Genomic DNA, 22,628 nt, shown 5'->3' with positions numbered 1-22,628 from the left:
AAGATTGATGGAGTTAATCATATATTTAGCCATTGGTGCAATTGCTGGATTTGCCGCAGGTCTATTTGGCGTCGGGGGTGGATTGATTATTGTACCCATTTTATATGTGGTGTTTACCCAAATGGGCTATGACCCGAATGTAGTGATGCACATGGCACTAGGGACCTCACTTGCGACCATTATGGTGACCTCTATCAGTTCTGTGACTGCACACCATAAAAAAGGTGCGGTACTGTGGTCTGTTTTTAAAAATTTAGCACCGGGTTTGATCTTGGGTTCATTTTTGGGTGCGGGTATTGCTGGTCTACTGTCAGGCAACAATTTACAATTAATCATTGGTGCTTTTGCGCTTTGGGTGGCTTATCGCATGTTGCGAACGGCGAATGTGCAAGTGGATGAGTCGAAACGCTTACCTTCTGCTGTAGCACAGACTTTAGCGGGTGGGGGAATTGGCGTGGCGTCTGCCATTTTTGGTATTGGCGGTGGAAGCTTGACCGTACCATATTTGAATAAAAATGGCGTGGTGATGCAAAAAGCGGTGGCGACCTCTGCGGCCTGTGGTCTACCGATTGCGATAGCAGGTGCTTTGGGCTTTATGTACTTTGGGGCAAAAGCACAAGCCCCCATTGAAAATGCGATTGGCTATGTGCATATTTATGCATTCATTGGCATTAGCGTCATGAGTTTTATCACGGCGAAATTCGGTGCAAAAGTGGCACATGCTTTATCCCCTGCACGTTTAAAACAATGTTTTGCCGGGCTACTCTCAAGCGTGGGACTGTATTTCATTTATCAGGGAATGATTGCTTTTTGGGTTTAAAATTTAGCTCCATTTTCCTGTAATTGACTTAAATTTTCTAAAATTGTCCGACAAGGACATAGTCAACGCCTAGCCTGATCGTATAAAAACAAAGATACACGCTCAGGTTGGTTTGAGCAAAACTAGAAAAATAAATAGGAATATTATGCAATTGGAAGATGTGGATAGCCTTTCAGAGCAAATTGCCAAACATATAAGTGAACAAATTATCAGTGGTGAGTTGGTCGAAGGTGAGCGGATACAGGAATTAAGGATTGCCAAAGAGCTTGACGTGAGTCGTGGATCTGTACGTGAGGCGCTTTTGCTTCTGGCGCGTACGCATTTGATTGAGATTTATCCGCGTCGTGGTGCAATTGTCTCTGAAATGTCCGCACAGCAAGTTCGTTCACTGTTTGATACCAGTGCATTATTGTTGGGTCAAATTGTCTATCGCATGGCTGAAACGTGGCGCAGTTATGAAGCTGAAGCGTTGCAACAACTCATGCAGCAGTTAATTGAGCAAGTCAAGCAGGCCAATACTGAAAAATTTTATGATGCAGTATTTCAGTTTCTAGCGCAGCAACAAGATATGGTCAGCAATCCCTACCTGATGAAGTTCTACAAAGAATTGCTTCCGTCTATTCGCCGCTGTTATTTTTTAACCTTAAATACCTCAAAGCGTGAGCTTCAAGAGGCTTTAGATTTAATAAAACTGGTGATTGATGCAATTTTAATCCGAAAATCACAACAAGCCACTTTATTTATGGATGATTTTTGCCGACACTTGCGTAACCTAGTGTTAGAGTCTTTAACACGTATGAAACAAATTGAATTGGCTTGGGCGCGGAGATCGCGCAGATAATTAGGACACTATGCGTTTAAGCAGCTTAAAACTTTCTGGCTTCAAATCTTTCGCCGACAGCAGCACCTTACAATTTAAAGCCAACCGGACTGCGGTGGTGGGGCCAAACGGCTGTGGCAAATCCAATGTGATTGATGCCATTCGTTGGGTGATGGGGGAGTCAAGCGCACGCCAACTGCGTGGCGGCAGTATGCAAGATGTGATTTTTACAGGGACAGCCAAGCGTAAACCTGTGGGCATGGCCAGTGTAGAGCTACGCTTTGAAAACACCTATGGAAAATTGGGTGGGGCGTATAATGCCTATAACGAATTGGCTGTTCGACGCCAAGTCAACCGTGACGGTAAATCTGAATATTTCTTAAATGGCAGCAAATGTCGCCGCCGTGATATTACCGATATTTTCTTAGGTACGGGACTCGGTCCACGTTCATACGCGATTATTGAACAAGGCATGATTAACCGCTTGGTCGATGCCAAACCTGAAGAAATGCGGGTCTACATAGAAGAAGCAGCAGGGGTTTCTCGTTATCAGGCACGTCGCCGTGAAACCATGCAGCATTTGGAACATACCACACAAAATTTAAGCCGTTTAGATGACATTGCGCTCGAGCTTAAATCTCAGCTTAAAACTTTAAAAAGACAAGCCGAAGCGGCCATACAATACAAAGCTCTAGCGTCTGAAATTCGAACCTTAAAAATTGAAATATTATCTTTTCAATGTGAGCAAAGTCAGCGTATTCAACAGGAATATAGCGCTGAAATGACCGATTTAGGTGAAAAGTTTACATTAGTGCGTTCAGAGTTGACCAAAGTTGAGCATGATTTAAGTGCCACCAGTGAACTGTTTCAGCGCCTAATTCAACAGTCAACGCCCTTACAAAATGAATGGCAGCAGGCAGAGAAAAAACGCTCCGAATTGAAAATGACTTTAGAGCAAAAACAAAGTCTATTTCAACAAAATACCGAAACTTTAGCGCAACTTGAACAGCAAAAAGGGCAAACCAAAGAACGGATACAGTTGATTGAGCTGCAACTTGAAGGTTTGTATAATCAACAAGAATTACACACTGAACATTTGCAAAGTAGTGAAAGTGATGGACAGCAGTCGCATCAACAATGTGCCGATCTCAAAGCACAACATGCTCAAGCACAGCAGCGCTTTAATCAAATAAAAGATCAAGTTGAAAAACAGCAACAACAAAAAGCACAGATGCTGGCGCAAAGTGAGCAACTGGCTAAAAATATCCTGCGCATTGAACAGCAAAAAAACACCCTAAAAGCGCAATCCACTCAGATTCAACAGCAGTATCAAGAGCAAGATCTTGAAGAATTGAATTTGGACAAAGCCAAGGTTCAGCTGCAATTAGAATCGCTTGAACAACAGCTTGTTCAAGTTAAAACGGCGTTAGAGCAACAACAGCTCAGCATTCAAGAACAAAAGTCAAAAATTACGACCTTAAAATCTGATCTACAGGTGTTGCTGTCTGAGCAGAAAAATTTAAATCAGTTGTTGGTAAAAACCACAAGCAAAGGGCAAGCTGATCTCACACCATTGATGAATGTGTTGAAACTCAATGATCAGGCCAAACCACATGCCAATCTCATCGAAAAATTTTTGGCAAAATGGTTATCCGCGCATGTTGTGGAAGATGCTGAATCTTTCCAAGAGCGTATTGCGCGTCAAATTAAAGCCAATACCACTACAGATCGCATTGCGATTTCGGATTTGCATTGTTTAGCCGATTGGATTGAAACACCCCAACATTCACTTTGGCAGAGTGTCGCTGTCAGCACACATTTAAAATCAGCTTTAGATCATCAACAAGCGCTTAAAAATGGGCAGTCTATTTTAAGCCTCGATGGGTATCATGTCGGGCGAGATTGGGTGATTGGCTTATTCTTTGATGAAGCCAGTCAGTCTGCACAAGGCGCGCTGAGTCATCGCATTCGCTTAGATGAGATTGAGCAGGCTTTACGCGAGTTAACACCACAAGTGCAAGAGGCCGAATCACGACTACCTCAGCTAAATGAACAACTTGTCGAACAACAACAGCAACTCAATACAGCACAGCAGTCGCTGAAACAATACCAAACGCAGTTACAAGGCTTAGATGTTAGCATTGCCAAACAACAGGCGGCAATGCAGGCCTTCGATATACAAAAGCAACAACTCCATTCGCAACTGGCACAGCTCGATGCTCAGTTTGAAGAAGATGCAATGCAAAAAGATGATCTTGAAATTGATTTGCATGCACTGAATTTAAAGCTAGAGCAAAATTTACCTGTCTTTAAAACCGCACAGTGCCAATTGGATGAGTTCACTGAACAGCTTGAACAGTTGCAACAGCAGATCCAGCAAAAACAAACTGATTTAAACGCATCACGCCGTCTAGCCGTGCAAAATCAACAGCAAATTGAATTGCTTGAAAAAGATCTATCCTTCTTAAAATCACAATATCAACAGATTGTGTCGCAAATTGAGCAGGCGAAAAAATTGATTGATCCGATTCAGCTTGAATTGCCCAGCTTACACAGTCAGTTTGCTGAGCAAGACCAGATCACCGAAAAGTTGCAAAAGACCTGGTCAGAATGGCAAGTCGAACTGAATAATGTTCAAGCCAAGCAGCAAAATTTGACTGAACTTCGTCATCAGCATCAGCAAAATGATGAACGCTTAAGAGCCCAGTTAGAAGAAAAGCGCTTGGCGTGGCAAGTGGCAAAATCTGATCTACAGCATTATTCAGAACAGCTCAATGAGTTGAACAGCGAGATTGTTGAACATCTTCATATTGAGCTGACAGCGCATCAGGCCAAGCTTGAAAAAGCTCAGCACAGTTTTGATAAACTGGGCGCAGTCAATTTAGCCGCATCAGAAGAATATGAAGATGTGTCCAAGCGTTATGAAGAACTTAGTCATCAAATGCAGGATCTTGAACAGACCGTGGGTCAATTAAAAGATGCCATGAAAAGTATTGATCAGGAAACCAAAAAGCTCTTCATGACCACCTTTGATCAGGTCAATGCAGAGTTGCAACATCTATTTCCAAAAGTCTTTAATGGGGGTGAAGCACATTTAAGTCTAGAAGATGACTGGCAATCAGGTGTTAAACTGATGGCACGTCCACCCGGAAAACGAAACAGCTCTTTGGCGCTGTTGTCAGGCGGTGAAAAGGCATTAACTGCATTGGCATTGGTCTTTGCCATTTTTAGATTAAACCCTGCGCCGTTTTGTGTGCTCGATGAAGTGGATGCCCCTCTTGATGATGCCAATGTAGGAAGATTCTGTAATTTGGTAAAAGAGCTTTCTGATCAGGTGCAATTCATTTACATTACCCATAATAAAGTCGCAATGACGATGGCCACTGATCTTTTGGGCGTGACCATGCCTGAAGCCGGTACATCGAAACTCGTCACTGTGAATTTGGAAGAAGCAAAAGAATACGGTCTAGCCGCGGAGTCATAATATGGAAACCACCACAATTATTGGTATTGTAGTCGCAGTCATCATGTGTTTAGTGGGTTTAAAAATGATGTTGCGTAAGCCGAATGACGCTGCACCTTCTTTAGACTCTGAACTGCATATCAATCAAGATACTCAAAAGCCAGTGATTCCGCGTCATGTACGTCATCAATTACAGGCTGAAGAAAAAAGTATTGAGCCAAATGCGAGCAAGCGGGTTGAACCGAGTTTAAATACAGCAGAGTTACACAGATCTGATGCTGAGCTTAACGCTGTCACTGCACAGCCAGAGCCGACAGCTGTACTGCAAAATGCAGATCAGGATCAAGCAGATATAGCATCGAATCAAACTGAAAATATCTCAATAGCTGCATCAGATCATGATTCAGTTGACGCTATCTCAGCGGACACTTCGGCACCGTTGGGTGAGAAGTCGGTAGATAGTGAAGCGGATAGCAACGCAAATAACCCAGTAAATATCCAACTAAATAACCAGGCAAATCATAAGCCATCAACTGATTCAAAAGATCAGCCAAAAACTGAGCCTGAGTTTGTCCTGAATTCAAATATTACTCCTGCTGAAATTCAAGATTTTGATGAAGAAAGCAGTATCTTGGATGTGCATTTACATGAACAGCAGCGTTTTGATGACGAAAGTACCTTAGCCAATGCTGAAACCATTATTGCTTTAAATGTTTATCCCAATCCCCGTAAAGCATTGTCTGGCGATAAAACCCTGAAAGTATTACTCAAGTATGGTTTACGTTTTGGTGAAATGAATTGCTTCCATCGTTATGAAGACCCTGAAAACACCAGTCCACTGATGTTCTCTGTGCTTCGTATTACCGATCAAGGGCCAGCAGGTTTTGATTTGGAAGCTTTGTCCGTTGAGCAGGTTCAGGGTTTGGCATTCTTCTTGGCATTGCCGCATCCAAATGTGCAAAAAGGCTATGACAGCATGGTCAGTATTGCAGGCTTAATCGCACGCGAAACCGATGGTACGGTCTATGATGAAAACAACTTAGAGTTCACCCCACAGCTCAAAGAACATTGGCGTCATAAGGCGATTGATTATCGCCCAGGTCAAGCGATTTAATGAGTAGTGACTTTATAAGCGAGGCTTCTTTCATTGGTCCTCGTTATTTTTATTTATGCAAAAATGTAAAAATGAAAAAAATAAAGCGGGCAATACATCAGGATGAAAGAAGTCTACGATAAAAATTGATTTATAATGTGTGGTCGAGAAACTTTGGGCGGAATTTTCCGCCCTTTTATATGGTGAAATTTTCATGGATCAAACTGCTGTAGTGGCGCAAATGCGTCAGCTCATTCAACTGCTGGCGCAACATAATCATGCCTATTATGTGATGGATCAGCCGACAATTGAAGACAGTGAATATGATCAACTCTTTCATCAGCTCAAAGCTTTAGAACAACAATATCCAGAATTTACGCAGTCAGATACACCGACCCAAACTGTCGGTGCAAAAGCATTATCTAAATTTGAAAATATCACCCATACCGTTCCGATGTTGTCATTGGGCAATGTCTTTAATCAAGATGACCTGAATGATTTTGCCCGTCGGATTGAAGAGCGCTTACCCAATCAAAAGATTCAATATGATGTCGAACTCAAATTTGATGGCTTGGCGATTTCGGTGTGGTATGAGCATGGTGTATTGATCCGTGCAGTAACACGAGGTGATGGAGAAACAGGCGAAGTGATTACCGAGAATGTGAAAACCATTCGCAATTTGCCTAAAGTATTATCGTCAAAAAATGGATGTGTACCTGAACTTTTAGAAGTGCGCGGTGAGGTTCTAATGCCTAAAGCGGGCTTTGAAAAGCTTAACACTGAAAACCAAACCAAAGGTGAGAAAACCTTTGCCAACCCACGAAATGCCGCAGCAGGCAGTTTACGTCAGCTTGACCCAAACATCGCTGCATCACGTCCTTTGGCATTTTATGCCTATGGCATTGCTCAATGTGAACCGCATCATGCTCAAAGCAGCATGTCCGCAAGTCTTAAATGGCTGACCCAATTTGGGTTTGCGATAGGTGAACAACACTTTGTCTGTGACAGCATCCAAGAGGTGCAAACGGCTTATGAAAAAATTAATCTCGAGCGTCCAAATTTAAGCGTAGACATTGATGGCATGGTCATCAAAGTGGATGATCTGAAACAACAAAAACAATTGGGCTTTTTAAGTCGTGAGCCACGCTGGGCGACTGCATATAAATTTCCTGCGGTGGCCGCTTTAACTACCGTCGACAATATCGATTGGCAAGTGGGGCGTACAGGGACCATTACTCCAGTGGCGCGTTTAAATCCTGTCGCGGTGGGTGGGGTAACAGTCTCCAATGTGACATTACACAATATCGGCGAGATCCACCGACTTGATGTGCGTATTGGCGATACAGTCAGCGTGTATCGTAGTGGAGACGTGATTCCCAAGGTTGAAAAAGTCTGGCCAGAGTTTCGTCCTGTGGATGCCTTGGAAGTGCATTTACCGCAGCACTGTCCTGTCTGTGAATCACCAGTGGTGATGCCTGAAGGTGAGGCCTTGGCACGTTGTTCAGGCGGGTTATATTGCGCTGCACAGCGTATTGAAGCGATTCGCCACTTTGTTTCGCGTAAAGCCATGGATATTGAAGGTTTGGGCGATCGTTGGGCAGAATCATTACTTCATCTGGATTTGCTTAAAAATGTGGCTGATATTTATCAACTGCATGAACACCGTGAAAAACTTCTCAGCATTGAAAAGATGGGGGAGAAGTCCGTGCAAAACCTCATTGATTCGATTGAAAATAGTAAGAAAACCAGCTTTGCCAGTTTTATTTTTGCTTTGGGTATACGCGGAGTGGGAGAAACCACTGCACGAATGCTGGCCAATACCTTCCAAACCTTAGAGGCTTTAAAAGCAGCTGATCTAGAAGCTTTAAAGAAAACCCCAGATGTCGGTGCGATTACCGCAGAATGGATTTTAGACTTTTTCCAAGCTGAACATAATGTCGAAGTGGTTGATCGTTTAATCGCTGCGGGTATTCATTGGGATGCACCGATTGCTCCAACACGTCAGCCTTTAAATGGCGAAAGTTGGGTGGTCACGGGAACGCTAAGCTCAATGGGGCGTGATGATGCAACGCAAATGTTGCAAGCTTTAGGTGCGCGCGTGAGTGGTAGTATCTCGAGTAAAACCAAATGCTTAGTCGCGGGTGAAAAGGCAGGATCAAAGCTTGATAAAGCTGAAAAATTAGGCGTGAAAGTGCTCAATGAAACTGAATTTTTGGTCTTAATGGCTGAATATGGGCAGACCTTGGAGTCTTAATTTTAGTTGTTGAAATATAAATTTAATCACAAACTAGTTAGGCATCTTCGGATGCCTTTTTTAATTTTGAGCTTAGGATTAACATTATCTTTGAGACCGTCATCTTTAGATCAAATCAGAAATGATTGGTGAGGTATGGGCTTTCTTTACATCATACGCAGCGTTAAATTTATATAGGATTAACACTAGCGCTAAGCGCGCATGATGGTTCCACTGTATGTAAAAAAAGCCCACAGGATGGGCTTTTTTACATGTGAATTTAACTGCGTTTTTTCACAATACCATCGTCAATCAACTGCTGAAAATGCTCCACCAAACTGCCTTCAACATCACGATATTGCACATCCAATTCATCCATACTTTTTTGCGCATTGAAATAAATCGGATAGCCAACATTGAGCTCAACATATTTACGTGAATGTCCAAATAAAGGGCCAAACAATTTAAATAGTGGTTTTGGTGCATGCATTTTCGGGAATGGGTATTTGTTGCCAAAATGCCGTGCCAGCACTTGACCCATTTCCAGTAAGGTCAGTGATTTTGAGCTGATAATATAACGCCCCTTGGCATTCGGCTGAAAAGCGGCACGTAAATGTGCATCTGCAACATCGCGTACATCGACCAAAGCACTCCACAGCGGTGGAACACCAAAACGCGTCATGCCATTACCAAACTGTTGTAACACTTCGACACTGCCAGACTGCGTTGACGGGGTAAGCGATGGACCAATCACCAGTGCAGGATTAATACAAACCAAATCCCAACGTGATTGCTTCTGCTGCATATCCCAAGCCTTACGTTCCGCTGCAACTTTTGAATAGTAATACGGCTGATGTTCAGCGCTGCTGGTGGTATTCCAGTGACTCTCATCAAAGGCATTGTTTTCAGTTTTTAAAATATCAATCGCATCACCATAGGTCGAAGCAATACTTGAAGTGAGCACCACACGTTTAACTGATTCCGTGCGATTGACACTGTTCAAAACATTTAAGGTGCCTTTCACCGCAGGATCGACGAGGTCTGCAATCGGATCTTTAAAATTGGTCACCAAAAAAGGCGATGCCATATGAATCACCACTTCACAACCTTGCATGGCTGGTTCAAATGAGCCTTCATCAAGTAGATTGGCTTGGAAGAATTTCAATTCACCACTACTTTGCACTGCAATTTTCTCTAAATGTTGCACACTGGCTTTTTTATTTAAGTCGCGCACTGTGGCATGTACGGTGTGGCCTTGTTCAAGCAATTGTTTAATCACCCAACTGGCAATATATCCTGTTGCACCCGTGACCAAAATGGGGGTTGTTATTGTCTTGGTATTCATATTCTTTCAACTTTGATCCATCAATTTTGTTTTTATCATATTGAGAATCTCAAGATTTGTCTTTGACTAATTTGATAAAGCTTTAACATTTCTAAAGGGATTTATAATTGAGTGAAGCTCTGGGATAGTCGACTTCAGACGAGCCAGCATACTTCATTATGGTGCAACATCCTTGATATGTCTGGTTCACTGAGGTGGGCCTTTGATACGCATTTGCTCGCCATCTCTGAATTTAATTCACGTACAATGCCAGTTCTTATGCAGGACTAAATCCTGCATAACCAAGATATTCTCGTTCTCAGTTAATGATTGGCATAAAAATGGCGCAACCCAAGAAATCCTTTTCGAAGCAAAAGTCGGAATTACATCCACGAAACCTGCATCGCAGTCGTTACGATTTTCCTCAGCTAATTGAGAGCTGTCCAGAACTTGCTGCTTTTGTATCGCTGAATCAATATGATGACCTTTCCGTTGATTTTTCTGATCCTGAAGCAGTGAAAATGCTCAATAAAGCGCTACTTAAGCACTTTTATCATATTCAGTACTGGGACATTCCTCAAGATTTTCTTTGCCCTCCTATTCCTGGACGGGCAGACTATATCCATTATTTGGCAGACCTACTCAGTGCCTGTAATGGCAATCAGATCCCACGAGGCAATGCCGTTCAGGTACTGGATATTGGCGTTGGGGCGAACTGCATCTATCCTATAATTGGTCATCGTAGCTATGGCTGGAAATTTGTCGGAGCAGATATTAATCCTACATCGGTGAGTAGTGCTAAGCTGATTACACAAGCGAATCCTCGTCTGACGAAAGCGATTGATATTCGTCTGCAAAAATCTCCGAAGAACATCTTTAAAGGCATGATTAAACCGACAGATCGTTTTGATCTGACCTTGTGTAATCCACCGTTTCATGCTTCGCAAGAAGAAGCCGATGCCACAGCAACAAAAAAACTGCGTAATCTCGGCAAGCACGAGCACGGTGCTAAATTGGTATTGAATTTCGGGGGCAAAAAAACAGAGTTATGGTGTGAAGGCGGAGAAGAGCGTTTCGTATGCCAAATGGTCGAAGAGAGCGTGGATTTTGCTGGGCAATGTTTCTGGTTTACCACGCTCGTCTCGAAGAAAACCACCTTGCCGGCTCTGTTGCATGCCTTACGCTCTATGGGTGCAAAGGAAGTCAAAACGATTCATATGACTCAGGGGCAAAAAGCGAGTCGATTTGTGGCTTGGACTTTCCTTGATCCGCAGCAACAGAAAGACTGGATGCGTGCTCGCTGGATGCAGGCCTAAGTCGTCGATTTTTGACCTGATGAAGTGGGTGTTCGCGGGTTTTTGGGCGCGACTTCGCTAACTTAAGCTAAGTTCTATGAAAATAGTGCCGAGACGCTATGATGTCATGGATCAATTTGAAGTGATTCGTGTAGGACGCGATAAACGGAATATGGCAATCATTTTGAATTTGGTTACAAAAAATCCATACAACCTAAAAGTGCTTTTATGGGTAAAGGCTTGGTGTTGTGCTTGATGCAAGATGTTCTTTTATATATGTTAATTGTGTGGTTGATCTATGTAAATGCGTATGTTTCTCATTTTAATTCCATATAAATCATAGATTTACACTAATTAATCTTTGCAAAGCTTGACGCCTTTCTTCATAATGATCACAAAGAAATGGAGATATTGAAATGCGTGGCAATCCAGAAGTAATAGATTATCTAAATATGTTGATCGGTGGTGAGCTGGCTGCACGTGATCAGTATTTAATTCATTCTCGTATGTATGAAGATTGGGGCCTGACCAAAATTTTCGAACGTATTGATCATGAAATGCAAGAAGAAGCACAACATGCAGATGCGATTATTCGCCGTGTACTTTTCCTTGAAGGCACACCGAATATGAACCGCGAAGACATCGATGTCGGTCAAGATGTGGTGACATGCCTTAAGGCAGATTTGAAACTTGAATATGAAGTGCGTGAAAAATTGGCCCAAGGTGTGAAGCTGTGTGAAGAGAAGGGTGACTACATCACACGTGATATGCTTCGTCAGCAAATGTCAGATACCGAAGAAGACCATACCTATTGGTTGGAAAAACAACTGCGTTTGATTGAGCTGGTGGGTCTGCAAAATTATATCCAATCACAAATGTAAGTTTTGTACTTTAATTTATAAGCGTTAAGCTTTAAAAAAACCCAGTGAATACTGGGTTTTTTATGCTTTCAATTTTATCCATATTTGTCACATTAGAAAGCATTGAGTTCTTGAGGAGCTTTAGGAATACTTTTGAATATCTTGTAAAACTTTTTGCGCATGAGTTTGCGTGTTCACACTGGTGTAGTGAAAGACAATATTGCCTTTGGGATCAATCAAAAAGGTCTCTCGTTTTGCAATTTTTGTGATGCCTAGATTTCGTACTATTCCAAATGCATGCGCAAGTTGTTGCTGGTGATCCGCCAAAATAGGAAAAGGCAGTGCCAGTTTGTCAGAAAATTTTCGATGTGACGCAATGTCATCTAAGCTTACACCCAACACCACGGCATTATTTTTAATAAATTGGGGGTATAAGTTTTTAAATTGACGGGCTTCTTCGGTACACCCTGGAGAATTATCTTTGGGATAAAAATAGAGAACGACCCATTTACCTTTATATTGTTTTAATTCATGCCATTTAGCGTGTTGATCTTGCAGTTTAAAGTTCGGTGAAGGTTTACCGACCCACTGTTTTTGATTATTTTCATTTTGAGTAAAAATATTTTTTTCAGCATGACTTGCGCTCATTACGAAGAGCGTAGATACGCAGAGTAGGCAAATGCGTGCAATTTTTATATTCATGATCCTTCGACACTGTAGGCGAGTTTGGTCTTGATCATCCTAACAAAAATGATGCTTATAAAATGTAGTTGTTGAAGTAATCTTGATCGAATCTTATAAAAATCAATGAAAGGATAAGAATATGGATGTCGGCGCTGTGTTGATCAAATTAAAATCAAATGCCTTGGATCATGTTGATTCGTGGAAAAATGAATTGAATGAACGTAAGCAAGAGGCGATTGAAACATTACGCGCAGAAAATGTTTCTATAGAATCGTGGTTTCATGTGTCATTGCAAGGACAGGATTATCTGATTGCGTACATGAGAGCAGAAGATATTCCTCGCGCACAAGCAATAGGCAGAAAAAGTCAGTTTCCTATCGATCAGGTTCACAAAGCCTTTAAACAAAACTGGGAAAAAGTGATTCCTGCGACTTTACTCATTGATCTGATTCATCCCAAGTGACCTTAAAAAGCCCATGACGATATTATAAATTTAGCTTTTATATCAATTAAAATCCTGTATTTTGTCGCATTTTCTCAATGTGGTTTCAGTATGAGCTTTATATACTGCAACTTAAACCACAGCTAAGGAGTGGCACGCGTGCAGAAAATTTTATTGATGAGTGGGTGGGGAGTGGGAACTCGTCCGCTTGAGGAGTTTCAAACGACATTGACCGATCAGGGTTTTCAAGTCGATTTAATCGATATTTTTGATGCTTTAGATACTATATGTTTGGCGAAGCACATCGATTTAGCCGAAGGTTATGATGTGTTAATGGGCTGGTCATTGGGTGGACAACTGGCGACACTTTTGGCTCAAGGTGTTTTTGAAAAAACAGGTAAAAATAAAATCTTAATGACCATTGCATCAAACCCTTGTTTCGTTGCGAATGATGCATGGGATGTCGGCATGTCAGCATGGACCTTTTCAAACTTTCAGCAATCTTTTGAAAAAATGCCACTTATGACCTTAAAACGGTTTTGTTATTTAGTCACACAAGGGGGCACAAAATCCAAGCAAGATTGGCAATCCTTGCAAACTTTAGTGAATGAAGATAATAAGAATCTTAAAATTCAAGGCTTAGAGATGCTGCAACGCTTAAATACGGTCAGTATCTTAAAAAATTACCAAGGACAGCAGTATCATCTCTTTGCTGAAAATGATGGACTGGTTGATTACCAAATTATAGAAAATATAAAGAATTTAAATGCAAAGTTTTTAAAAACTGAACTGGTTACTGGTTCTCACGGTGTTATTATTTTTCAAGCCAAAGCGATAACTCACAAAATAGTTCAATATTTAAAGAAAAATTAAAAATTATAGAAAGAATGTCCGATCAGGCAATTAATCTTTTCACTCAAAATGGTTAAGATAAAGACAAGAAGGAGCTTGGTTTGGTCACAGCCAAATCATGAGTCAGACTTTCGTGCTCTGTTATTCAGGTAGCTGCGAAATGCTGAACATTTAAAATTGAATATTGAGGCATGAATGACGGATACATTCGATCTAGAACATATTTGGCATCCCTATACATCCATGACCCATCCACTACCGACCTTTAAAGTTAAAAAGGCCTATGGTGCGATGATTGAGTTAGAAGACGGACGTCAGTTGATTGATGGTATGTCTTCATGGTGGTGTGCAATTCATGGCTATAACAACACCGCTTTAAATCAAGCCGTGACGGATCAACTCCAGAATATGTCCCACATCATGTTTGGTGGATTTACTCATGATCCTGCAATTGATTTGGCTAAACTGCTGTTAAAAATCTGTCCGCCCAAGCTCGATAAAATTTTTTATGCAGACTCAGGTTCTGTAGCGGTTGAAGTGGCTTTGAAAATGGCCGTGCAGTATTGGTCAGCACGAGGCAGAACAGAAAAAAGCAACTTTGTGACCACACGCTCAGGCTACCATGGTGATACATGGAATGCGATGTCGGTGTGTGATCCTGTGACAGGAATGCATCAAATTTTTGGCAAGAGTTTGCCCAATCGTTTCTTCGTACCTGCGCCAAGCGTAGGTTTCTATGATGAGTGGGATCAGGCAGATATCGCTGAGCTTGAACGTCTTTTGGCAGCACAGCATGCATCCATCGCGGCTTTAATTATCGAGCCGATTGTGCAAGGTGCAGGCGGAATGCGCTTTTACCATCCTGAATATTTACGCCAAGCGAAAAAGCTTTGTGAACACTACCAAGTCCTCATCATCTTTGATGAAATTGCCACGGGCTTTGGACGTACTGGAAAGTTGTTTGCTTGGGAACATGCACAGGTTGAACCCGATATTATGTGTATCGGGAAGGCATTGACTGGCGGTTATATGACACTCTCTGCAACACTGACGACGAAGCATGTGGCAGAGGTGATTAGTCAGGGTGAGGCAGGTGTATTTATGCATGGTCCGACCTTTATGGCCAATCCACTGGCATGCGCAGTGGCATTAAAAAGTACGGAACTACTGTTGGCACAAGACTGGCAGACCAATATTCAGCGCATAGCACAGCAGTTAAACCTGCATTTAGCCCCTTTGATTCAACATGACCATGTTCAAGATGTTCGGGTTTTGGGGGCAATAGGCGTGGTGGAACTTAGTTTCAATGTGGATATGAAAACGCTGCAACAGCAATTTGTTGACCGAGGAATTTGGATCAGACCTTTTGGAAAATTGGTCTACGTGATGCCACCGTATGTGATCACTGAAGCTCAGCTTGAAACCTTATTAATTCAGTTGGTTGATGTGGTCGGATCATTGCAAGAGGTGGCTGCATGAGCTTGCTTGATCACTTTGCACAGCAAATAGATGAGCTGAAACAGCAGGGCAATTTACGCCAATTGAGCGCCTATACTCAACAAGATCGGCATATCTATATCAATGGTCAGCAGATGCTCAATCTATCTTCTAATGATTATTTGGGCTTGGCATCAAATGTATTATTAAGAGAAGAATTCTTTGACCTAACGCCGCTTAACCAGCGTCATATGAGTTCTTCTTCATCACGGCTTTTAACGGGAAATTTCCCTGAATATGAGCAGTTGGAAGCCAGCCTCAGCCATGCTTTTGATGGACGGGCAGCGCTGCTGTTTAACAGTGGCTATCATATGAATATCGGGATTTTACCCGCAGTCTGTGACAAACGAACACTAGTGCTGGCAGATAAACTCATTCATGCCAGCATCATTGATGGAATTCAGTTGTCGAGTGCTAAATATATTCGTTATCGACACAATGATTTAGAGCATTTAAAGCAGTTGCTTAGTCAGTATCATGCGGATGAAAATTTTGATCGGATCATTGTGGTGACCGAATCCATTTTTAGTATGGATGGTGACGAAACCAATTTGACCGCATTGGTTCAGCTCAAAAAGCTTTACGCTAAAGTGATGTTGTATGTCGATGAAGCCCATGCCATCGGTGTGCGTGGAGAGCAAGGTTTAGGCTGTGCTGAACAACACCAAGTGATTCCAGAGATTGACTTTTTGGTAGGCACTTTTGGTAAAGCGATGGCATCGATTGGGGGTTATTTGATTTGTCATTCTATTATTCGAGAATTTTTAATCAATAAAATGCGCCCCTTGATTTTTAGTACCGCACAGCCCCCCCTATGTATGGCTTGGACAAACTTTATCTTACAGAAAATATTGAGCATGCATGATCAGCGTGAATACTTAAAAGGTCTGAGCGAAAATTTGCGTACTCAAATTCTCGCAAAAAATTATCACTGTCCATCGAGTAGCCAAATTGTCCCTGTGATTGTGGGTGATTCTATGCAAACAGTGGCATTAGCAAAGCACATCCAACACGCCGGATTTTATATCATGCCCGTGCGTCCACCGACTGTTCCACAAGGTGCATCTCGTTTAAGAATTTGTCTCAATACGCGGATTGATCAGCATGATCTTGATCGCTTCGTTTCATTGCTCTGAGGTTTGAATGGAATTACTGCATATTGATACGTTTCAAATCGCACGTCGCTTTGCGCAAGCAGGGCAAAGCTATGATGAGCATGGGGTGATTCAAAAAAAAATTGCGCATCGATTGATGGAGCTGATTGCTGAATATGATGCTGCTGATGAAAGTAAGGTTCAAAACCCTGATCAAGCTCATGATCAAAAACGTGTGTTTGAGATTGGCTGTGGCTCAGGTAATCTGACTAAGCTTTTGATTAAAAATCAGTCCTTTGAAAAATTGTACTTGAATGATTTGTACCCTGAAGTCAAAAAACATTTTGATGCTGATCAGTTGGAAAATGAGCAAGTGAATACTCAGGAAATGAAAGCTCAGGAAATGAAAGCTCATGATGCAATTGAATGGCGCATGGGTGATGCTGAGGTCATTGAATTTCCACAACAACTGAATCTGATTATCTCAAGTTCAGTCATGCAGTGGATGCATGATTTAGACGGTCTTTTTGGGAAGTCCAATCAGGCTTTATTGAATCATGGCTTATTGTGTTTTTCGACTTTTGGGGAAAATAATTTAAAAGAAATTAAGGCCTTAACCAAAAAAGGTTTAGTTTATTGTAACCTCGCCGACATTCAACAGAAACTTGAGCAACAAGGCTTTGAAGTTCTCTATATTTCAGAGCAGGTCAGTGTGTTAAATTTTAAACATCCAAAACATGTCTTACAGCATTTAAAAGCGACTGGTGTCACTGCAACGGCTGCGAAATTTCGCTGGACCAAGCAATCCTTAGACAATTTTTATCAGGGTTATCGTCAATTTATCAGTACGGATGAACATGAAAATTTAGTTTATCCCTTAAGTTATCATCCGATTTACGTGATTGCACGGAAGCAAGCCCAATGAAAAATGTTTTATTTGTGAGTGGAATCGATACGGGCATTGGTAAAACCTACGTTACAGGCTATTTGGCAAAACTGTGGTTTGAACAAGGTCAGTCTGTTATCACACAAAAATTGATACAGACCGGTAATGTTGGTATTTCAGGGGATATTGAAAAGCACCGTGAGATTATGGGGCGAGGATGGTTTGAAGAGGATGAATTGAAGCTGACCATGCCTGAAATTTTTAGTTATCCTGCATCACCGCATTTAGCCACACAAATTGATGTTCGAGAAATCGATTTTCAAAAGATCGAATCTGCAACCCAGCAGCTGGCGGAAAAATACGAGATAGTTTTGCTTGAGGGTGCGGGTGGACTCATGGTGCCGTTGACGAAAACGCTGCTGACGATTGACTATTTGGTCGAGAAAAAATATCCGATTATTCTGGTCAGTTCAGGACGTTTGGGCAGTATTAATCATACTTTATTAAGTTTAGAGGCTTTAAAAACGCGCGGTCTTGAACTCTTTGCTTTGGCATATAACTTAAATGATGAATCACAAGATCCGATCATCTCAAACGATACATCAGCGTACCTTAAGCATTATCTAGCGCAAAACTTTCCTCAAGCGCAGTGGATCGATATTCCAATCATTTAATCGTGAAGCTTTAATTAAATGATGCTTGATGTATCAGATCAAAAAAGCCACTCAACAGAGTGGCTTTTTTGAATGCTAAGCTAAGAATTAATTACTCATTAAAACTTTTTAAAACCTTTGTTGGTGCCAAAAGGTTTGCGTGCACCAAACTTATGTTCTTTCGGACTTTGGTAATCAACTGAGTTACCGTTGACTTCTTTACGTTCAGGACGATTACCGCGATTTTCATCGGTATTACGATTGTTATAACGGTTTTCTTGACCTTCAGGACGCGGTGTGCGGTTGTTGAAACGATTGTCTTGACCTTCAGGACGAGGTGTACGGCTGTTGAAACGATTTTCTTGACCTTCAGGACGCGGTGTACGGTTATTGAAACGATTTTCTTGACCTTGACCTTGGGCGCGAGGCGCACGGTTGTTGAAATGGTTTTCTTGACCTTCAGGACGCGGCGCACGAGGAGGGAGGCGGTTGTCGCTGCGACCTTGTTCTGCACCCGCTGGACGAGTATCACGGCGCTGTTCAGGTTGAGCATCACCTTCGTCACGGCGCTGTTGACGTAAATAACCGCCACGACGTGCAGCCAATGGCTTATCTTGCATACGTTCGTTACGACGCTTCGCCATACCAAACAAGCCAGTTCCTTGACGTGGCTTAAGCTCAACCGCTTTGGTTAAGTTGTCGATATCGTTTTTGTCCAATTCTACCCAACGACCTGTACGAAGTTCACGTGGAAGAATTACGGTGCCATAACGGGTACGAAGTAGACGGCTCACTTTCAGACCTTGTGATTCAAAGATACGACGTACTTCACGGTTACGACCTTCTTTGACCACAACTTGGTACCAACGGTTAATCCCTTCACCACCAATTTCAGAGAACGATTCGAATTTCGCAGGACCATCATCAAGGACTACGCCCTGAGTCATGTTCTTTTTAATCTGAGGTGTCACTTCACCCATCACACGCACTGCATATTCACGTTCAATTTCGTTCGATGGGTGCATGAGGCGATTCGCCAACTCACCATCGTTTGTGAACATGAGTAGACCGGTTGAGTTAATGTCAAGACGACCGACCATGACCCAACGATCACCTGGAATCGATGGCAGTTGTTCAAATACCGTTGGACGGTTTTCTGGATCATTACGTGAACAGATTTCGCCTTCTGGTTTGTAGTAAATCAACACACGACGACGAATTTCATCTTCAATTTCAAACGCAACTTTACGACCATCGATGCGAAGCTCATCTGTAGGTTCAATGCGTTCGCCCACTTGAGCAATTTGACCGTTGACACTAACACGTCCAGCCGCAATGACCTCTTCCATATAACGGCGAGAGCCCAAACCAACGCGTGCCAATACCTTTTGCAATTTTTCACTCATAACAGCATAACCTTAGAAATAATCATCAACAGTTCACCTATTTAAGACTTGGGTGCTTGCACATCCAAAGCCATAAAAGCTTCCTTGGCATCCTGAAGGGGAGGCAATTGACCTAAAGAATTTAGACCAAATGCGTTCAAAAATTGTGGCGTTGTAACTAACAACGCAGGTCTTCCTGGAAGCTCACGAAACCCAGATTCTTTAATCCAGTTCCACTCGAATAACGTTCTCAGTAATTGACTGTTATTCGTCACTCCACGAATTTGCTCAATATCGGCACGGGTTACGGGCTGATGGTAAGCAATCACTGCCAGAGTCTCTAACAGTGATGGTGATAATTTGGTTGGACGCTCTGGCCAAACTTGTGCAATGGTATTTCTATATTTTGCACGTACTTGAAAACGAAAACCTTGAGCAATTTCGACCAGCTCAATAGAACGACCATGTTGTAAAACCGCGAGCTGTTGTAAATAAGCCCGCAGCTGTTGTTTCGAATATTGGTCTTGAAACGCTTCTTTTAAGCGAGCGACCGATACCGGTGCATCGCTTGCAAAAATAATCGCTTCCATTTGCATTAAAACTTCATGATGAAGTTCATCTGCATTAAATACCTGTGTTTGATCAATCGTCACGCCGTCATTCCTTGAATCATGAGGGGCGCTTCAATACCTGAAGCCACAATATGAACTTTCTGCTGTCGAGTTAATTCCAGCACCGCCATAAATGTGACCACGAGACCCATACGACCTTGACTCGGTCTTAACAATTTTTCAAAACTCAGCACTTCACCTGATGCCACCATCTGCTCAATATAAGCAATCCGTTCTTCAAGTAGCACAGGCTCTTGAGGAATATGATGCATCAGCGGTTCTGGCCGGTTAAAAATACAAAACAAAGCATCACGAAGCATGTCGGCTTCATAACCTTCATAAACGGTAGCTGTTTGGCCAATCATGACATTGGTCGCAAATGTATCACGCTCTAAAATGGGCATTTGCCCTAAGCGTTCAGCTGCTTGTTTAATCCGTAAATAGGTTTCTAAACGGTCGATCAATTCTTGCTTTGGATCTTTTTCAAGATGCACCGCTTTTGGTTTAGGCAGTAATAAACGCGATTTTAAATCTGCCAAGAGTGCAGCCATCACCATATAGTCAGCAGTCAGTTCAATATTTAAAGATTTCATGCTATCGATATACGATAAATACTGTGTAGCAATGGGTGCAATATCCACTTGTAAAAGATCAAAGCCGTTTTTTTGAATCAGGTAAATTAAAAAATCGAGTGGTCCTTCGAAATGTTCCAAAAGGATTTCGAATGCTGCAGGCGGTATGTACAAATCCGCTGGAATGCTATCTTGCCACTCATCCAATACACGGATGTGTGAAGAAGGTTCCATCGAATTATGGATTGCTTGAGTCATTACAGTTATTAGCCACGCGAATTTTCAAAAGCATGTTGGGCGATTCAGGAGATCACTTATCGAAATCAGTACAAAAGACAGTGATTCGAATTGCATAAAAATATTAAGCCTATTCTAAAGGAAAACGAGGTGTGAATAAATTGCTAAAACCGTTATTACGAAAAAAAAACAAAATAAAGAGACATTTTGTGTCGAGATCAGCATTTTGACTAAATTTTATTCATTTGGTTCGGCCTGATAAAAAAGTCCAACCGATGTTTCAAGCGATTGGACTTAATAAGTAGCTTCTAAATAAGGAGCTTCTAATTTAATGTCATGCTCATTTATTCAAAAGCACTGACGTCACCTACACCCCGACGGATAATTTCTGGATTTGCACCCGTTAAGTCCACAATACTGGTGGTGGTGAGTGTACCTAAGCCACTATCAATAAAAACATCTATGCGTTTTTCAAGTTGTTGTTCAATATCATAGGGATCATCTAAGGGATCAGTATGACCCGGTAAAATCAGGGTGCTGGTCAAAAGTGGTTCGCCCAATTCTTTGAGCAACATTTGACAGACTGTATTGCTGGGAACACGTAATCCAATGGTTTTCTTCTTAGGATGCATTAAGCGACGTGGTACTTCACTGGTGGCAGGTAAAATGTACGTGGTCACCGCAGGGGTATTGGATTTCAATAAACGATAGGTGGCATTATCGACTTTGGCATAGGTGGCAAGGTCGGATAAATCGGCACAGATAATCGCGTACTGATGTTTTGCACCCAAGTCACGAATTTGCGCAATGCGCTCCATGGCATTTTTATTTCCAATTTGGCAGCCAATGGCGTATGCAGCGTCCGTTGGATAGACCACAACATCGCCAGCACGAATTCGTTCAACCGCTTGACTAATGAGTCGTAGTTGTGGATTTTCAGGATGTACTCTTAAATGCAGCATAATTCTTCTCTCCTGATGAGTGTTGTTGGTATTTTCAACATTATCACTTGAGTCAATCTATGGTTTCAATGCGCGAATCTTGCTTTATGTAAATTAATCCAGCATTTCTCTATGAAACTCATCACTTTGTAATGTTTTGCCACCACGACAGCACATACAAATGCAGTCAATGAAGTATTTTGCATCACGAGGAAGTTTGGTCTCACCCTTGAAATAGCGCTGCACTTGAGCAAAGACCTGATCTTTAAAGCCTGACCCATCGCCACCTTCACCATTGAGGTTGTCCAGTGAGATACGGAATTTGCGACCAAACGCGGTGGCAAATAACCATTCTATGGCTTGGGGTTTAATTTCGACCTGTTCAAACAGTGCCTGCTGTTCGGCTGTACGACCATCGGGTGCATACCAATAGCCTAAATCAGGAAGTCGTCGGCGTTTGTCACCGGCAATGGTCCAATGGCTAATTTCATGTAGAGCGCTGTTGAAAAAACCATGTGCAAACTGAATTTTTGCAGAAGTATTTGATGTTGCAGGGAAATATTCTGGCTCAAAATCACCTTTTAGCAAAGTCACATTTAGGTGGGAAAACCAATGATTAAAGTGTAAGATAAGCCAATCTACCTGTTGAGCTTCAGTTTGAGAAATTACCCAAGGTGCGAGTTGCACGCGGTCTAAGTAATCTACTGAATTGGAAGTCGAAAGATAGTTTAACTGTAATGAAGTGGTGACTTCAGGTTGCGGCTGCAACTGATGCATGACTTGTATTACCCAAATGATCTGTCTGAATAAGTGCAAAATTGTATCTTAATCTTTGACAGAGTACTTATGAATTTGTAGAATTGCCG

General features: G+C 42.0%; 19 protein-coding genes and 1 pseudogene. 13 read left to right on the top strand and 7 right to left on the bottom strand.

What is annotated here, in order from left to right; all coding sequences use genetic code 11:
• The first annotated feature begins 7 nt into the window (after positions 1–7).
• The 5 genes from AMD27_RS12595 to ligA all read left to right on the top strand — a co-directional run bounded on the left by AMD27_RS12595 (position 8) and on the right by ligA (position 8,450).
• Positions 8–820 carry a sulfite exporter TauE/SafE family protein gene (locus AMD27_RS12595; protein ID WP_067661116.1) on the top strand — a complete coding sequence of 271 codons (813 nt, stop codon included), beginning with the start codon at positions 8–10 and terminating at the stop codon, positions 818–820.
• 145 nt (positions 821–965) lie between these two features.
• On the top strand, positions 966–1,661 hold the full coding sequence (locus AMD27_RS12590) for a GntR family transcriptional regulator (protein ID WP_067661114.1): 696 nt from the start codon (positions 966–968) through the stop codon (positions 1,659–1,661).
• A 10-nt stretch (positions 1,662–1,671) separates the two neighbouring features.
• Positions 1,672–5,124 carry a chromosome segregation protein SMC gene (gene smc / locus AMD27_RS12585; RefSeq protein ID WP_067661112.1) on the top strand — a complete coding sequence of 1,151 codons (3,453 nt, stop codon included), beginning with the start codon at positions 1,672–1,674 and terminating at the stop codon, positions 5,122–5,124.
• A 1-nt stretch (position 5,125) separates the two neighbouring features.
• Positions 5,126–6,217, top strand: a complete 1,092-nt coding sequence (locus AMD27_RS12580) for a cell division protein ZipA C-terminal FtsZ-binding domain-containing protein (RefSeq protein WP_067661111.1) — start codon at positions 5,126–5,128, stop codon at positions 6,215–6,217.
• A 193-nt stretch (positions 6,218–6,410) separates the two neighbouring features.
• A complete protein-coding gene (ligA, locus tag AMD27_RS12575; RefSeq protein ID WP_067661108.1) occupies positions 6,411–8,450 on the top strand; it encodes an NAD-dependent DNA ligase LigA in 2,040 nt (679 codons plus the stop codon).
• A 259-nt stretch (positions 8,451–8,709) separates the two neighbouring features.
• Here the strand turns inward: ligA and AMD27_RS12570 are convergent, their stop codons facing one another.
• Positions 8,710–9,774, bottom strand: coding sequence for an SDR family oxidoreductase (locus AMD27_RS12570; RefSeq protein ID WP_067661106.1), 1,065 nt, complete (start codon positions 9,772–9,774; stop codon positions 8,710–8,712).
• A gap of 320 nt (positions 9,775–10,094) precedes the next feature.
• On the opposite strand from AMD27_RS12570, the gene rlmF reads away from it, so the two are divergent.
• Positions 10,095–11,069 (top strand): 23S rRNA (adenine(1618)-N(6))-methyltransferase RlmF, encoded by a 975-nt coding sequence (rlmF, locus tag AMD27_RS12565; protein ID WP_067661104.1) that lies wholly within the window; start codon positions 10,095–10,097, stop codon positions 11,067–11,069.
• A gap of 395 nt (positions 11,070–11,464) precedes the next feature.
• On the top strand, positions 11,465–11,929 hold the full coding sequence (gene ftn / locus AMD27_RS12560; protein WP_067661102.1) for a heteropolymeric bacterioferritin subunit Ftn: 465 nt from the start codon (positions 11,465–11,467) through the stop codon (positions 11,927–11,929).
• A 120-nt stretch (positions 11,930–12,049) separates the two neighbouring features.
• Here ftn and AMD27_RS12555 read toward each other — a convergent pair whose 3' ends face one another.
• Positions 12,050–12,556: a peroxiredoxin gene (locus tag AMD27_RS12555; protein ID WP_228140755.1), complete on the bottom strand. Its 507-nt coding sequence runs from the start codon at positions 12,554–12,556 to the stop codon at positions 12,050–12,052.
• Positions 12,557–12,731: 175 nt separating this feature from the next.
• Between AMD27_RS12555 and AMD27_RS12550 the strand changes: the two genes are divergently transcribed.
• From AMD27_RS12550 to bioD, 6 genes are all read left to right on the top strand, one after another.
• Complete coding sequence (locus AMD27_RS12550) at positions 12,732–13,055, top strand: DUF6176 family protein (protein ID WP_067661098.1); 324 nt, start codon at positions 12,732–12,734, stop codon at positions 13,053–13,055.
• A 138-nt stretch (positions 13,056–13,193) separates the two neighbouring features.
• The gene (locus AMD27_RS12545; protein WP_228140664.1) at positions 13,194–13,907 is read left to right on the top strand and encodes a hydrolase; all 714 of its coding nucleotides are present in this window, start codon (positions 13,194–13,196) and stop codon (positions 13,905–13,907) included.
• Positions 13,908–14,081: 174 nt separating this feature from the next.
• Positions 14,082–15,365 (top strand): adenosylmethionine--8-amino-7-oxononanoate transaminase, encoded by a 1,284-nt coding sequence (gene bioA, locus AMD27_RS12540; RefSeq protein WP_067661096.1) that lies wholly within the window; start codon positions 14,082–14,084, stop codon positions 15,363–15,365.
• Entirely contained in the window at positions 15,362–16,519 is a 1,158-nt protein-coding gene (locus AMD27_RS12535) for an 8-amino-7-oxononanoate synthase (protein WP_067661095.1), read from the top strand. The genes bioA and AMD27_RS12535 overlap by 4 nt, the downstream gene beginning before the upstream one ends.
• A 7-nt stretch (positions 16,520–16,526) precedes the next feature.
• Entirely contained in the window at positions 16,527–17,402 is an 876-nt protein-coding gene (locus tag AMD27_RS12530) for a methyltransferase domain-containing protein (protein ID WP_067661093.1), read from the top strand.
• Positions 17,399–18,037 carry a dethiobiotin synthase gene (bioD, locus tag AMD27_RS12525; RefSeq protein WP_067661091.1) on the top strand — a complete coding sequence of 213 codons (639 nt, stop codon included), beginning with the start codon at positions 17,399–17,401 and terminating at the stop codon, positions 18,035–18,037. Before AMD27_RS12530 ends, bioD begins: the two co-directional genes overlap by 4 nt.
• A gap of 503 nt (positions 18,038–18,540) precedes the next feature.
• Here the strand turns inward: bioD and rluB are convergent.
• From rluB to AMD27_RS12500, 5 genes and pseudogenes are all read right to left on the bottom strand, one after another.
• Positions 18,541–19,422, bottom strand: a pseudogene (rluB, locus tag AMD27_RS12520) (23S rRNA pseudouridine(2605) synthase RluB); the annotation flags it as partial.
• 41 nt (positions 19,423–19,463) lie between these two features.
• Entirely contained in the window at positions 19,464–19,997 is a 534-nt protein-coding gene (scpB, locus tag AMD27_RS12515) for an SMC-Scp complex subunit ScpB (protein ID WP_171254859.1), read from the bottom strand.
• 53 nt (positions 19,998–20,050) lie between these two features.
• Complete coding sequence (locus AMD27_RS12510) at positions 20,051–20,842, bottom strand: segregation and condensation protein A (RefSeq protein WP_067661087.1); 792 nt, start codon at positions 20,840–20,842, stop codon at positions 20,051–20,053.
• A 323-nt stretch (positions 20,843–21,165) separates the two neighbouring features.
• Positions 21,166–21,783, bottom strand: coding sequence for an L-threonylcarbamoyladenylate synthase (locus AMD27_RS12505; RefSeq protein ID WP_067661085.1), 618 nt, complete (start codon positions 21,781–21,783; stop codon positions 21,166–21,168).
• Between the two features lie 93 nt (positions 21,784–21,876).
• Complete coding sequence (locus tag AMD27_RS12500) at positions 21,877–22,539, bottom strand: elongation factor P hydroxylase (RefSeq protein WP_067661082.1); 663 nt, start codon at positions 22,537–22,539, stop codon at positions 21,877–21,879.
• Positions 22,540–22,628: the final 89 nt, after the last annotated feature.

The organism is Acinetobacter sp. TGL-Y2 (assembly GCF_001612555.1).
Taxonomy (GTDB): domain Bacteria; phylum Pseudomonadota; class Gammaproteobacteria; order Pseudomonadales; family Moraxellaceae; genus Acinetobacter.
Note: the sequence above shows the minus strand (reverse complement) of the source record. Positions and strands in the feature narration are given on the sequence as shown.

Coding starts and splice junctions, on each gene's coding strand:
- AMD27_RS12530 (WP_067661093.1), top strand. CDS start 16,527: ATGGAATTACTGCATATTGATACGTTTCAAATCGCACGTCGCTTTGCG.
- AMD27_RS12510 (WP_067661087.1), bottom strand. CDS start 20,842: ATGACTCAAGCAATCCATAATTCGATGGAACCTTCTTCACACATCCGT.
- AMD27_RS12595 (WP_067661116.1), top strand. CDS start 8: ATGGAGTTAATCATATATTTAGCCATTGGTGCAATTGCTGGATTTGCC.
- AMD27_RS12535 (WP_067661095.1), top strand. CDS start 15,362: ATGAGCTTGCTTGATCACTTTGCACAGCAAATAGATGAGCTGAAACAG.
- AMD27_RS12555 (WP_228140755.1), bottom strand. CDS start 12,556: ATGAGCGCAAGTCATGCTGAAAAAAATATTTTTACTCAAAATGAAAAT.
- rlmF (WP_067661104.1), top strand. CDS start 10,095: ATGGCGCAACCCAAGAAATCCTTTTCGAAGCAAAAGTCGGAATTACAT.
- scpB (WP_171254859.1), bottom strand. CDS start 19,997: ATGCAAATGGAAGCGATTATTTTTGCAAGCGATGCACCGGTATCGGTC.
- AMD27_RS12505 (WP_067661085.1), bottom strand. CDS start 21,783: ATGCTGCATTTAAGAGTACATCCTGAAAATCCACAACTACGACTCATT.
- AMD27_RS12580 (WP_067661111.1), top strand. CDS start 5,126: ATGGAAACCACCACAATTATTGGTATTGTAGTCGCAGTCATCATGTGT.
- ligA (WP_067661108.1), top strand. CDS start 6,411: ATGGATCAAACTGCTGTAGTGGCGCAAATGCGTCAGCTCATTCAACTG.
- AMD27_RS12570 (WP_067661106.1), bottom strand. CDS start 9,774: ATGAATACCAAGACAATAACAACCCCCATTTTGGTCACGGGTGCAACA.
- AMD27_RS12590 (WP_067661114.1), top strand. CDS start 966: ATGCAATTGGAAGATGTGGATAGCCTTTCAGAGCAAATTGCCAAACAT.
- smc (WP_067661112.1), top strand. CDS start 1,672: ATGCGTTTAAGCAGCTTAAAACTTTCTGGCTTCAAATCTTTCGCCGAC.
- bioD (WP_067661091.1), top strand. CDS start 17,399: ATGAAAAATGTTTTATTTGTGAGTGGAATCGATACGGGCATTGGTAAA.
- ftn (WP_067661102.1), top strand. CDS start 11,465: ATGCGTGGCAATCCAGAAGTAATAGATTATCTAAATATGTTGATCGGT.
- bioA (WP_067661096.1), top strand. CDS start 14,082: ATGACGGATACATTCGATCTAGAACATATTTGGCATCCCTATACATCC.
- AMD27_RS12500 (WP_067661082.1), bottom strand. CDS start 22,539: ATGCATCAGTTGCAGCCGCAACCTGAAGTCACCACTTCATTACAGTTA.
- AMD27_RS12550 (WP_067661098.1), top strand. CDS start 12,732: ATGGATGTCGGCGCTGTGTTGATCAAATTAAAATCAAATGCCTTGGAT.